The organism is Paenibacillus sp. JT22N15, assembly GCF_059383755.1.
The window spans coordinates 13,847-26,678 of the sequence record NZ_JBXENV010000017.1 but is presented as its reverse complement, the minus strand read 5'-3'; the positions used below and the strand labels follow the sequence as shown (position 1 = coordinate 26,678).

Below are 12,832 nucleotides of genomic sequence, written 5' to 3'. Positions count from 1 at the left end.
CCTATTTTAGTGGCTCATTTAGAAAAAGTACCGTCAGCCGAAGCGCTTCCTCCAAATCCGCAGTCGTGCCGATAAATGGATGCTTCGCGCCAAAGGTATGGTCCGCTCCTGCCAGTGTAACGAACGTATGCTGCGGTGCAGCCTCGCGCATTTGTTCGTAGCCTGATACAAGACGCTCTGAATCTTGATCCCCCTGTATGAGCAGTACCGGAACCGCGAGGGAGCCCAGCACCTTCTTAATATTAAAAGCTTCTGCATTGTGCTCCAGATCTTCAAAAAATACTGGCGATATCGGCATTTGCTGCTTCGTACGCATATTTGGCACATAACCGACGCCATGGCTCAGTACCTCCTGCCGAAATGCCTCCGTAAAGAGATTCACGTCAGCTATGCCGTTCCATGTTACAACTGCCTTCAGCTGCGGGTATCTCGCAGCAGTCAAAATCATATTTCCGCCGCCACGGCTATGTCCAAGCAGGGCAATCCGGCTCGTATCCAGTTCCTCGGCAAAGGGAAGCTTCTCTTCCAGCAGATGGGCGATGATTGTATTAAGATCCAGCTGCTCACGGGAATACGTGTTCACCGCGAATTTATCCAGCTCGTCAAAGTCCGTCTCCGCTACGCCATTGCAGCTGAAATTAAAGGAAATGACAGCAAAGCCATGCCTTGCAAGCTGCTCGCAGGCATAGGGCATAAATCCCCAATCTTTAAACCCTTTGAAGCCATGGGCCACGATAACAACCGGCTTCTTCCCCGGTTCGCCTGACACTCGAACGTCCCCTCGCAGCGTCAGGTTTGATTCCAAATCAATGGTAAAAGGTTTGCTATTTACGGCTTCCACCTACAAACTCCCCCGTTTCTCCAAATAGATTCGTCCTGCTTTCTATTATAAGGGAAGAAACAGGGGAATGAATAGCCGGGCTGTTTCGGCGCAAGCTTGCTAGTTCAAGAAACCTTCCAATGCAATCGTCGGCTGGCCGTTTGCCTGCCAAGCTCCTTTATTGTAGCCGCCATTGTAGCCTGGAGGCGCCTCCGGCTCCCAATAGAAGACACCTAGCCCCTTGCCGCCAGAAATGTTGCGAACCTTCGTTTTAATCGCGGCAACAAAGCTCTTAGTAGCGGCTGGCTGGTTATATTCAAGGCCAATTTCGGAAATGATTACCGGCTTGCCGTAACGGGCAATCATATCATTGGCATTGCTAATCGTCTGGTCAACCTTGGCAGACCAATCCGTAGCCGATGGATACAGCGACATGCCGATAATATCAAAGGTAGCGCCATTGCTGATCAGCCCCCCGATATTCCAAACGAATAAAGCATTATCATTGCCGCCTGCCAAATGAACAATCGTCTTCGTACCGGAAGAGATTGATTTTACTGCATTGTTGCCGGTATTAACCAGCCATGCATAGTTCTGCATGCTGACAGTGGCTTTGCCGTCATTCCACAGCATGCCGTTGTTCGTCTCATTGCCGATCTGCACCCAATCCGGCGTCACACCCTTCGCCTGCATCGCCGTCATTACCGCCCGCGTATGGTTCCATACCGCGTCCATCAACTGCTGGAACGTGTAACTATTCCACGCAGCAGGCTTTGTCTGTTGGCCTGGATCAGCCCACGAATCGCTGTAATGCAGCGTCAGCATAATGCTCATGCCTGCATTTTTCGCCCGCTGCGCCAGAGCTGCGGCACGGTTCATATCCAGGTAACCGTTTGCATAATTGCTCGAAGGATTTACGAATACGCGAATCCGCACCGAATTAATCTGATAGTCATCCTTTAAAATTTGAATGATATCCTTGGTCGTGCCGTTTTTGTCCTTCCAGGTGTAGCCTTGCGCTTCAAGACCGGGAACCCAGCTTATGTCCGTCCCTTTCGCAAAGGCAGGAGCCGCCTCCGCCTGATTAAGCGGCAGCTGTACGGTAATAAGGGCGACAATCATCATAGCAAAAACGAGCAGCCTTAGTCTTTTTTTCATTTTCAACATTCCCTCTTCCTTTAATAGTTTGCCAGACTTAGCGCCGATTGGACGCACCACCAATGATGTATCCGCTTACATAAATGGGTTTCAACAAACGTCCCCTAGCAGCGACAGGCTTTCAAGCCTATGGTGAAGAAGCATCAGCAGCGTGTGCAAATGGGGGGACTGCCGATTCCTTCACCACATCTTTTCCATCGGTTACTACGGGATACGCTTATGATTATAAATTCCCTTCACACAGAAAAACAGGATACAATGTGAATATATTGGATGATTTTACAACATTTCCTCTTCTCTTCCCTTCTGATCACTGTGCGTTAGCCTGATGCGTTTCACTACCAAAATGTATTATAATAGAGCCATTCATGCCAAACTGGCGAGCAGGAGGAAACGAATTGACGAATAGCGAGCTTAAACATATGCAAACCCTGCTGCCCGAATGGGTAGAAACGTCCCGCCAGCAGGCTCTTCATGGCAAAGTGGCCTCCTACATACCTGAGCTTGCAAAATCCCCCAAGGACGCCTTGGGCATTCATATTGTGGGTGCAGAAGGTCAAGTAGCATCTGCTGGAGATTGCGGCATATCCTTTACTATGCAAAGCATTTCCAAAGTCTTCACGCTCATTCTGGCGTTAATGGATAATGGCGAGGAAGCGGTTTTCGCCAAGGTTGGCATGGAGCCGACCGGGGACAGCTTCAACTCCATGCTCAAGCTGGAGCTTGTGCAGCCCGGCATTCCCTTCAATCCGCTGATCAATGCTGGAGCGATTGCGATTTCTTCGCTGATTGCCGGAAGCAGCCGGGAGGAGAAATCGGCCCGCGTGCTCGATTTTTTCCGCAATCTCTCAGGCAATGTTACGCTGGATTATGATAACGAGGTATATTTGTCAGAAGCCAAAACGGCAAATTTGAATCGGTCGATGGCTTATTTTCTAAAGGATAAGCAGGTGCTGCAGGGGGAAGTCGAGGAAGTGCTCGACGTGTATTTCCGGCACTGCTCGATCAGCGTCACCTGTGCGGATTTGGCTCGCATGGCGCTTGTGATGGCGCATAACGGAACCGACCCCGTTACCGGAACCCGGCTGATCCCACGGCGTTATGTGCAGATCGCCAAAACCTTTATGATTACTTGCGGCATGTACAACGCCTCAGGCGAATTCGCAATTCAAGTTGGTTTGCCGGCCAAAAGCGGCGTATCTGGCGGCATTTTGGCAATCGTTCCCGGTCGTTACGGCATCGGCGTCGTCGGGCCATCCCTGCATCGCAAGGGCAACAGCATTGCAGGTGTCCATTTGCTGGAAACGTTGTCGCGAACGTTTGACCTAAGCTTATTTTAACGAAGAAGGTGCCCATTATGAATCCATCTGTTGAGCTTGGCATTTCCTTTCATTCCTCCGGGCAGGAGATTGAAATGCTCAAGGTAACGCCGATTGACGATCAGCGCTACCGCATTGAAGAAAATCCATTATTTACGGAAATGGTATCATTCGGTGATATTGTCAAGCTGGAGCAGCAAGGCAACATTTATTTTTATAAAGAGACCGTCCGCAAATCCCGCTTAAGAAGATATTCCTGGCTGCTCAGTCAGGACGTTGCTTCATCCGAGGAGCTTGCCGATTTCAAAAATCGCGTCGCCGACAGCGGCGGCAACTGGGAAACGATTTTTGGAGGCATGCTCATAATCAATGTGCCGAGCCATATTGATTTTGATCCCGATGTGGAAATAAATAATATTACGGTGAGCAAGGACCGATAAGATCCTTTTCAATACCATTACCCTATGGCATCCAATATCGATTTGGATGCTTTTTTTGTTTTTCTGGCTCTATTGTGAAAGGAAAAGGCGCAGCCTGTCCATTCCATCCTCCTATGGCAACCCTATAGTTTTTTCCAATTAGCTATTGAAATTATCTATATGCGTTTACATTGACGGTAGAGAACGAGTAATGCTATTGTTTTCAACAAGTTAAAACATACTAATCACATCAGATTTATCAAGTTAATGTTTCGAGTGAGGGGAGAACACATCTAATGTTTCGCATCGAACCAAGAGTACAAGGAGTAACGGCTGAGTTGCTTGAGCTTTATGAACACATCAGCCCTTCAACGATTGGCCATTTGACGGATTTCGGGTTTCTCACCGGCCTGCAGCCGCTGTTTCGCCCGATTCGCCTCTTAGGCAACGCAGTCACCGTACGGATTCCTCATATTGACGCTTCCGCCATTCGGCATGCTTTCGAGCTCGCGCAGCCAGGCGATATTATCGTGGTCGATATGTCCGGTGATGAACAGCGTGCCTGCTGGGGAGAATTTGTGACGTATGCTGCACTGGACAAAAAGATTGCTGGAGCCATTATATCCGGCTGCGTCACCGACGTACGGCCGATCACACAGCTTCGTTTTCCGGTCTATTCCAAGGGTATTAGCGCGCTGACTACCCGCTCGCTCCAGCTCGAAGGCGAAGTCAATACACCTGTCAGCGTCAGCGGCGTCAGCATTCAGCCAGGCGACCTCATCGTCGGCGATGATGATGGCGTATTCGTCATCAATCCGCTTCATGCCAAGGAGCTTGGGCTCATCGCCCAAGAAAAGCAGCTCAAGGAACAACAGCGCCGGAAGGAACTCGGCTACGATAAACGGCTCGCTGGATGTACAGACCAGCTAGCGGCAACCGACAATCAAGGGGGAAACAACTAGATGAGAAGGAATCTTTTCAAAAACAAGCTGGGCCTTGCCCTTATAGCCTTATCCCTGTTCGCTGCTGGCTGCGGCAATGGCGGCGGAGCAAACAGCACTGCAAATACGAATACCGCAGCGCCGAATACAGCGTCAAGCAGCACAGGCGCAGCTTCCGATACAGCGGCAGCGAAAAGCCTGACGATCGCCTTGACGGGCGATGCCATTGGATTTGATCCACAAAATGCGACTGACTCTATCTCCAGCTTTATTAATTATCAAATCTATGATCGTCTTGTCACCTTCAACGATAAGCTTGAAATCGTTCCTCAGCTTGCAGAAAGCTGGAAAGCCTCGGCAGACGGCAAAACATGGACCTTCCAGCTGCGTCAAAACGTGACTTTCCAAGATGGCGCCCCTTTTAATAGCGAAGCGGTTAAAACTAATTTTGAACGCCTGATCAACCCGGATAAAAAGCTGTCCCAATATGCGACCTTGGGCCAATTCATTGAATCCGTCAGCACGAACGGCGATTCCGAAGTCATTTTTCAGCTCAAAGAGCCGCAGGGCGCTTTCCTTAACAATATTGCCGTCACTTCCGGGAGCATCATTAGTCCTAAATCAATTCAGGAAGATGAAGCAGGCATTGCTAAAAAGCCAGTCGGCACAGGCCCCTTTAAGCTCAAAAGCTGGAGCTCCGGCAACGAGATTGTACTGGAGGCAAACGATCAATATTGGGGCGGCAAGCCGGGCGTAAGCAGCATTACGTTCAAAACGGTAACCGAAAATGCGGCTCGCGTTATTATGCTTGAATCCGGCGAAGCGGATCTCATTGACAAAGTGCCGGGGACAGACGTTGAACGCTTGTCAAATGACAGTAAGTTTACCGTCAATACTCGCTCTACCAATCGCGTTGGCTATATCGGCATCAATACGAAGCATGCTCCTCTGGATAATGTGTTGGTACGCAATGCGCTCAATCTGGCGATCAATCGTGAAACGCTGGTCAACAAGCTTTATGAAGGCAGAGTTGAGGTTGCCACTTCGTTTATTTCAAAAAATTCATTTGGCTACACCGATGTGGGCGCATACGCCTATGATGTGGAAGCGGCGAAAAAGCTGCTGCAGGAAGCTGGCGTGAAGGAAGGAACGACGCTGCGAATTGTGCTTGCGGCAAATGCCGTGCAGGATCGCCCGGCCGCCGAATTTGTGCAAAACAGCTTGCAGCAGTTGGGCTTCAAAGCAGAGCTGCAGGTGCTGGAGCTTGCTTCTTATCTCGATGTGCTGAAAAATCCGGACAGCTATGATTTATTCGTCCGGGGCGCGTCTTCCGTTACAGGTGACGGCGATGCTCTGCTGCGCGACAGCTTCCTTTCGACGAGCAAGTCCAATTATGCCTTCTATGCCAATCCCAAAGTAGACGAGCTCATTCTTGCGGGAGGCCAAGCGCTTGACAAGGCGGAACGCCAGAAAAATTACAACGAAGCTTTACAGCTCATAAAAGCGGACGCGCCTTGGATTCCTTTGTATGAGGATACCGTCCAAATTGCATATTCCAGCAAAATTGAAGGCATCACCTTTCTGCCTTCCTTGCTCTGGGACCTGCGCGGCGTGAAATTCAAGTAAGCATGATGGTGCTGCGCGAGCGGCACCATTCGCATGGAAAGCCCGTTTTTTCAAAAAATTGGATACAGGAGTGAAAGCATCTATGACCTTTCAAATCGTAATGGCACAGTTCGGTTCTTCAAGCAGCAAGCAGGAAAATTTGGACAAGGCGGAAAAGGCGCTGCAGGACGCGACCTCGCTGCACCAGGCCGATCTGGTCGTTTTCCCGGAAGCCTTTATGAGCTTCTATCAAATCGGCACGCCAAGAGAACGCAAGCTGGAGGATGCCGAGCCGCTGGAAGGGCATTTCGTTGCGACGATGCAGTCGCTGGCCAAGCATTATGGCGTATGGGTCATTTTCGGTACGCGGGAGACTACGGAGGATTCCGCGGATGACCGCGTATACAACTCCACGGTCATTATTGACTCGGACGGCCAAATCGTCGGCCATTATCGCAAAACGCATTTATATGATGCATTCGGCGCGCAGGAATCACGCGATATTAAACCCGGCACGGCGCTCTTCGAGCCGATTGATACGCCATTCGGCAAGCTGGGACTTTTCGTCTGCTATGAGCTGCGCTTCCCGGAAATCGCCCGCTACCAGGCGCTGCATGGGGCCGACGTGATTATTGTGCCATCCGGCTGGGTACGCGGTCCGGTGAAGGAACGCCACTGGGAAAATCTCGTTACGACGCGGGCGCTGGAAAATACCGCTTATGTCGTTGCCGTTAATCAGGTCAACGAGTTTTACATCGGCCAGAGCCTGATCGTTGATCCGATGGGCGTTGTCGTAGCACGCGGTGCAGAAACGGAGACGCTTATTCCCTACCGGATTGATCTGGCGCGCGTGCGCGAAGTCCGCACCAAGCTCCCGTCGCATATTCATCGGCAGGCGCATTTGTACGGCTAATCGCTTGGCCGCTTCATTTTAGTGGTCAGGAAGGAGTTTTCCCCTTGTTTAACTATGTACTAAAACGATTGCTGCAAATGATCCCGACGCTAATCGGCGTTTCCCTGCTCTCTTTTATCATTTTGCAGCTCGTGCCTGGCGATCCCGCTGAATTAGTTGCTGGTCTAGACGCCAGTCCCGAGGAAGTGCAAATCATCCGGGAGCGGCTCGGAACCGACCGTCCGCTCTACGAGCAATATATCGATTATAATTGGCAGCTGCTGCAAGGCGATTTCGGCACTTCGCTGCGATCGGACAATCCGGTGCTGCAGGAAATTATGGAGCGGTTCCCGAGCACGGTGAAGCTGACGATTTTGGCTACGCTGGTTACCGTTGTCATCGGGCTATTTTCCGGTATTATCGCTGCAACCAAACCCGGCAGTGCCCGCGATCATGCGGCCATGGCTTTCTCTTTGTTCGGCATATCGATGCCCGTTTTTTGGCTGGGCATAATTCTCATTCTTATTTTTGCCTATTATATTCCCATATTGCCTTCCGGAGGCAGCAGCGAGCTGAAGCATTTTGTGCTTCCGGCACTCGTTCTCGGCATTTCCTCTGCCGCTGTGCTCGCACGGCTTACACGCTCCAGCATTCTTGAGGTCATTAATCAAGACTATATTCGTACTGCAAAAGCCAAAGGGGTCCGTCAATGGCTCATCATTTACAAACACGCGCTTAAAAATGCCTTCGTTCCGATTATTACCGTCATCGGCATGGAAATCGGCAATCTGCTCGGCGGCGCAGTGCTTACGGAGACCGTCTTCTCCATGAATGGTCTGGGCCGCTATATCATTCAATCGATTCAGTTTAGAGATTATTCGGCTGTGCAGGGCAGCATTTTATTCGTTGCGTTTATTTTCGTCATCGTCAATCTGCTCGTTGATTTGTGTTATGCCGCTGTCGATCCGCGAATCCGTTATGACCGGAAGGAGGCCTAACGATGAGTGAACCCAAAGCTGCATCCCTGCTTGCCCAAAGCATTCCATCGGCTTATGACGATGGGCCTGCCAAACGAGAGGCCCTTTACAAGCAAGTGCTCAAGCGGCTCATAAGCAACAAACGCTCTCTGCTGGGCCTATGGATCGTTGGCCTCTTTATTTTTATTGCCATACTGGCACCTTGGATCTCCCCTTATGATCCACTCGAGCAAAACATGGATATGCTGCTGCAAGCGCCATCCCTTAGCCACCCATTCGGAACGGACGAATATGGGCGGGATATTTTGTCACGGATATTTTATGGGTCGCGCATCTCGCTCATGGTAGGTATTGTCGGCGTCGTCATTTCTGTCGTTTTTGGCGTAGCCTTCGGCACAATAGCGGGTTATTTTGGCGGCAAAATCGAATCGGTCATTATGCGGATCACCGATATTTTCATGGCCTTTCCCGGCTTTCTGCTGGCTCTTGCCATTGTAAGCGTGCTTGGTCCTGGAATGGTGAATCTCATGATTGCCATCGGCATTTTTTCCGTGCCGTCGTTCATCTGGATTACCCGCAGTGCTGTACTGTCGGTTAAAAACAAAGAATATATTGAAGCCTCGCGCTCCATGGGCGCCAAGCACAGACGCATTATTTTGAAGCATATTATTCCGAACAGCATTGCTCCCATTATTGTGCTTTCGGCGCTGCGCGTAGCTACCGCCATTTTATCGGCATCAGGGTTAAGCTTCCTTGGAATGGGCGCACAACCGCCATCTCCGGAATGGGGGGCCATGCTGAGCGCAGGCCGGGAATTTCTTCGCACCGCGCCCCATCTGTCCATCGTGCCGGGCATCGCTATTATGCTCGTTGTCCTTGGGTTCAATCTGCTCGGCGATGGGCTGCGCGATGCCCTTGATCCAAAAATGAAGGTTTAGCTAAGGAGGGCCCGCATTGAAACGCAAGCTACTGGAAATAAAGACGCTCAAAACGTATTTTCATACAAGCGATGGCGTCATTCCCGCTGTAGACGGCATTGATATTACGATTTATGAAGGCGAGACGGTCGGTATTGTCGGAGAATCCGGCTCAGGCAAAAGCGTGACATCGCTGACCGCCATGCGTTTAACGCCAGGCAAAGTCGTCGAAGGCTCCGTCACCTTCGATGGCCGGGATATTCTTGCGCTTTCCGAGAAGGAAATGCGCAGCGTGCGCGGCAATGACATGGCGATGATTTTTCAAGAACCGATGACCGCGCTTAATCCCGTGTTTACGATCGGCGAACAGCTGCTTGAAGCCATTCGCATTCATATGAAGCTCAGCCGCTCTGAGACGAAAGCAAGGGCAATTGAAATGCTGCGTCTGGTTGGCATTCCTCGCCCCGAGCAAATGCTGCGGGAGTACCCCCACCGCTTGTCCGGCGGCATGCGGCAACGGGTTATGATCGCCATCGCGATGGCCTGCAATCCCAAGCTGCTCATTGCCGATGAACCGACGACCGCACTAGACGTTACGATACAGGCCCAAATTCTGGAGCTAATGCAGCAGCTAAAAACGAGCCATGGCACCTCCATCTTGCTTATTACGCATGATCTTGGCGTCGTTGCGGAAATGTGCGACCGCGTAGCCGTTATGTATGGGGGACAAATTGTCGAGGAATGCGACGTGCTTACCCTTTTCACAAGTCCCAAGCATCCCTATACACAAGGCTTAATGAAGTCGATGCCCACGCTTGAAACGGATGAGCGCAGACTATATTCCATTCCGGGCAGCGTTCCGCCGCCCGGAAGCTTGCGGGAAGGCTGCCGTTTCAGCCCCCGCTGTGAATTTGCGCAAGCGATTTGCCATGAGCAGCATCCGCAGCTCGAAGCAGTAGGGGCTGGGCATTCAGCCAGATGCTGGCTCCATGCATCCGAAGCAAAGGAGGCGTTCCAATGAATGAACCGCTGCTTGAGGTAAGCCATTTAACCAAATATTTTCCGATCAAAAAAGGGCTGTTCAATCGGACGGTAGGACATGTGAAGGCGGTCGATGGCCTGCGATTTACGATTTTCAAAGGCGAAACGCTGGGCCTTGTGGGTGAAAGCGGCTGCGGCAAATCTACAACAGGCCGTACGCTGCTGCAATTGCTTCGTCCAACGGCAGGCGAAATTAAGTATGAGGGCCGCAATTTGGTCGGCCTTCCGGTGGAGGAGCTGCGCAAGCTGCGGAAGGATATGCAGATGGTGTTCCAGGACCCATACGCCTCGCTTGATCCCCGTATGACGGTGGGCGAGCTCATTGCCGAGCCGCTCGACATTCATCAAGCAGCAACCGGCAAGGAAAGGACTAGACGGATCGATGAGCTGCTGGAAACCGTCGGCTTAAACAGCCGTTATGCGGATCGCTATGGCCATGAGTTCAGCGGCGGGCAGCGGCAGCGGATCGGCATTGCCCGCGCACTTGCGCTGAACCCCAAGCTGATCGTCGCAGATGAGCCCGTCTCCGCTCTCGACGTTTCCATTCAATCGCAAATTATTAATTTGCTTCAGGATTTGCAGGAGCAGTTCAAGCTTACCTATTTATTTATCGCCCATGATTTAAGCGTAGTCAAGCATATAAGCGATCGGATCGGCGTAATGTATTTGGGCGGAATTGTAGAGCTGGCAGGCAAACGCGAATTGTTTGCAGAGCCGCTGCATCCCTATACGCAGGCGTTATTGTCCGCCGTACCCACCCCTGATCCGCTTGCCAAAAAGAGCCGCATTGTGCTGCCGGGCGATGTGCCGAGCCCGGCGAGCCCGCCTCCCGGCTGTGCTTTTCATACGCGCTGCCATGCCTGCATGGCCGTTTGCCGTACCGACAAGCCTGAGCTGCGGGATGTCGGCGGAAGGCAGGTCGCCTGCCATTTGTACAACCAAGCTTAGACAGGCCCATCTTTGATGGAGCGAGATTCATCAGTTATATTTTAAAATTCATACAATTGGGAGAGCGCATTATGACGAAAAGCCGCAAATTAAGAGACATCAGCTGGACCGTCTTCGAGGAATACAAAAAACAAACGGAGCTGGTCATTGTTCCTGTAGGCGCAATCGAGGTATATGGCCCTCATCTGCCTCTTGGCTCGGATGGGCTGCTGGCAGCCAAATTGGCAGAGCTCGTTGCCGAGTGTGTTGGCGCACTGATCGGACCAAACGTAGAGGCTGGAGATTCCACCGTACTAAATGATTTTCCCGGAACCATTACGATTCGCCCCGAAAGCTTAAAAGCTTATCTCGGCGACATAGTAACCAGCTTGTTAAAATGGGGCTTCAAACGTATACTCTTCATTAACGGCCACGCTGGAAATGTATCGGTTATTAATCAAATCGTGCATCAGATCAAGGAACAGCATAGCGATGTATTGGCCGCCCAAATCGATTGCTGGCGGTTCATCAAGGCGCAGGATGACGGCATTTCCGAATCTGGAAAATTTTCAAACGGCCATGCTGGTGAAATCGGCACCTCCGTCCTGCTTCATCTTTACCCTCAGCTTGTAAACCAGTCCATTATCATCGATGAACAGCCCGCGTTTGAAGATCCTTTTCCCGAAATCATCAAATACAACCGTCTGTCTTCCATTTCCAAATCAGGCGTCGTTGGACATCCATCTTTTGCGACAGCCGGGAAAGGCGAAGCCTTAGTGCAGCGCTCTGTTGACCGTATTCTCGCTTTCCTAAGCGAAGCTTGGGACATTAAACCGCTGTAAATGCCGGTGAAAGGAGTTTTAAATGAACATTATCGATTTGCATTGCGATGCTTTAATGAAGCTGGGGGAGAAGAAAGGCAGCCTTTCCTTCAACGATGCACCTGAGCTGGATACGAACAAGCAGCGCCTGCTTACTGGGGGCGTCAAGGTACAAGGCTTCGCCATTTTCGTCATGCCGAACTTGACTGATCAAGAGAAGTTTCAATCGGCGCTCGACCAGGTGCATTATTTTTACGAGGAAGTATTAGGGAAAAATCCGGACATGAAGCACATCAAGGAATGGAAGGATATCGGCAAGCTGGCCGAGCACGAGATTGGCGCTTTTCTGACGCTTGAAGGCGTTGATCCGGTCGGTAATGACTTGCATAAGCTGAATATTTTTCACCGCCTTGGCGTGTTGTCGGTCGGCCTGACCTGGAATTTCGCCAATCTTGCTGCTGATGGGGTGCTGGAGCCTCGCGGAGCGGGACTTTCCTCCCTCGGCCGCAAAATGGTACAGTTCCACAATGAGCACCGGATTTTGACCGATGTGAGCCACTTGAATGAGCAGAGCTTCTGGGACGTCGTGGAAACAGCCGATTATTTGATCGCCAGCCACTCGAACGCCAAGGCCGTATTCGATCATCCGCGAGGGTTGTCTGATGAGCAAGCGCAAGCGCTGTTCGCCAAAAATGCAACCGTTCATGTCGTCTATTATCCTGAGTTTATTAAGCCCGAATCGGACGGAATTACGACAATCTCCGATCTAATTAAGCATATTGACCATTACTGTGCCATTGGCGGCGTTCATCATGTTGGCCTTGGCTCCGATTTTGACGGCATCAACGCTTACGTGCATAATCTCGAAAACGCCGCAAAAAGCCAAAACCTGATTAATGAGCTGCTTAAGCATTACTCTGAGGAGCAGGTGCGGGGCTTTGCCCATAATAATTTTCTGCGCCGGGTTTCCTCCCTTTAATGCAAAAGACACTTTT

Annotated in this window: 13 protein-coding genes; 11 read left to right on the top strand and 2 right to left on the bottom strand. The window is 51.0% G+C overall.

Translation table 11 applies throughout. The features are described 5' to 3' along the window. Position 1: 1 nt before the first annotated feature. Positions 2–841, bottom strand: coding sequence for an alpha/beta hydrolase family protein (locus tag AC50X8_RS27160; RefSeq protein ID WP_494882691.1), 840 nt, complete (start codon positions 839–841; stop codon positions 2–4). Between the two features lie 99 nt (positions 842–940). Then, a complete protein-coding gene (locus AC50X8_RS27155; protein WP_056039728.1) occupies positions 941–1,978 on the bottom strand; it encodes a glycoside hydrolase family 53 protein in 1,038 nt (345 codons plus the stop codon). A gap of 422 nt (positions 1,979–2,400) precedes the next feature. Here AC50X8_RS27155 and glsA point away from each other — a divergent pair, with 422 nt between their 5' ends. The 11 genes from glsA (at position 2,401) to AC50X8_RS27100 (ending at position 12,816) form a co-directional block, all read left to right on the top strand. Then, positions 2,401–3,318 (top strand): glutaminase A, encoded by a 918-nt coding sequence (gene glsA / locus AC50X8_RS27150; RefSeq protein WP_494882793.1) that lies wholly within the window; start codon positions 2,401–2,403, stop codon positions 3,316–3,318. Between the two features lie 17 nt (positions 3,319–3,335). Then, positions 3,336–3,737 (top strand): DUF4265 domain-containing protein, encoded by a 402-nt coding sequence (locus AC50X8_RS27145; protein WP_056039724.1) that lies wholly within the window; start codon positions 3,336–3,338, stop codon positions 3,735–3,737. 275 nt (positions 3,738–4,012) lie between these two features. Further along, a complete protein-coding gene (locus AC50X8_RS27140; protein ID WP_056039722.1) occupies positions 4,013–4,678 on the top strand; it encodes an RraA family protein in 666 nt (221 codons plus the stop codon). Next, positions 4,679–6,283: an ABC transporter substrate-binding protein gene (locus AC50X8_RS27135; protein ID WP_494864070.1), complete on the top strand. Its 1,605-nt coding sequence runs from the start codon at positions 4,679–4,681 to the stop codon at positions 6,281–6,283. 82 nt (positions 6,284–6,365) lie between these two features. Beyond that, a complete protein-coding gene (locus tag AC50X8_RS27130; RefSeq protein WP_494864071.1) occupies positions 6,366–7,175 on the top strand; it encodes a carbon-nitrogen hydrolase family protein in 810 nt (269 codons plus the stop codon). A 44-nt stretch (positions 7,176–7,219) separates the two neighbouring features. Beyond that, on the top strand, positions 7,220–8,152 hold the full coding sequence (locus AC50X8_RS27125; RefSeq protein ID WP_494882689.1) for an ABC transporter permease: 933 nt from the start codon (positions 7,220–7,222) through the stop codon (positions 8,150–8,152). Between the two features lie 2 nt (positions 8,153–8,154). Next, complete coding sequence (gene nikC / locus AC50X8_RS27120; RefSeq protein WP_081418965.1) at positions 8,155–9,069, top strand: nickel transporter permease; 915 nt, start codon at positions 8,155–8,157, stop codon at positions 9,067–9,069. Positions 9,070–9,085: 16 nt separating this feature from the next. Next, entirely contained in the window at positions 9,086–10,069 is a 984-nt protein-coding gene (locus tag AC50X8_RS27115; protein ID WP_494882687.1) for an ABC transporter ATP-binding protein, read from the top strand. Beyond that, on the top strand, positions 10,066–11,037 hold the full coding sequence (locus AC50X8_RS27110) for an ABC transporter ATP-binding protein (protein ID WP_056039715.1): 972 nt from the start codon (positions 10,066–10,068) through the stop codon (positions 11,035–11,037). Before AC50X8_RS27115 ends, AC50X8_RS27110 begins: the two co-directional genes overlap by 4 nt. Before the next feature lie 71 nt (positions 11,038–11,108). Continuing rightward, on the top strand, positions 11,109–11,858 hold the full coding sequence (locus tag AC50X8_RS27105; protein WP_056039714.1) for a creatininase family protein: 750 nt from the start codon (positions 11,109–11,111) through the stop codon (positions 11,856–11,858). 22 nt (positions 11,859–11,880) lie between these two features. Continuing rightward, positions 11,881–12,816, top strand: a complete 936-nt coding sequence (locus AC50X8_RS27100; RefSeq protein WP_494882685.1) for a dipeptidase — start codon at positions 11,881–11,883, stop codon at positions 12,814–12,816. The last annotated feature ends 16 nt before the right edge of the window (positions 12,817–12,832 follow it).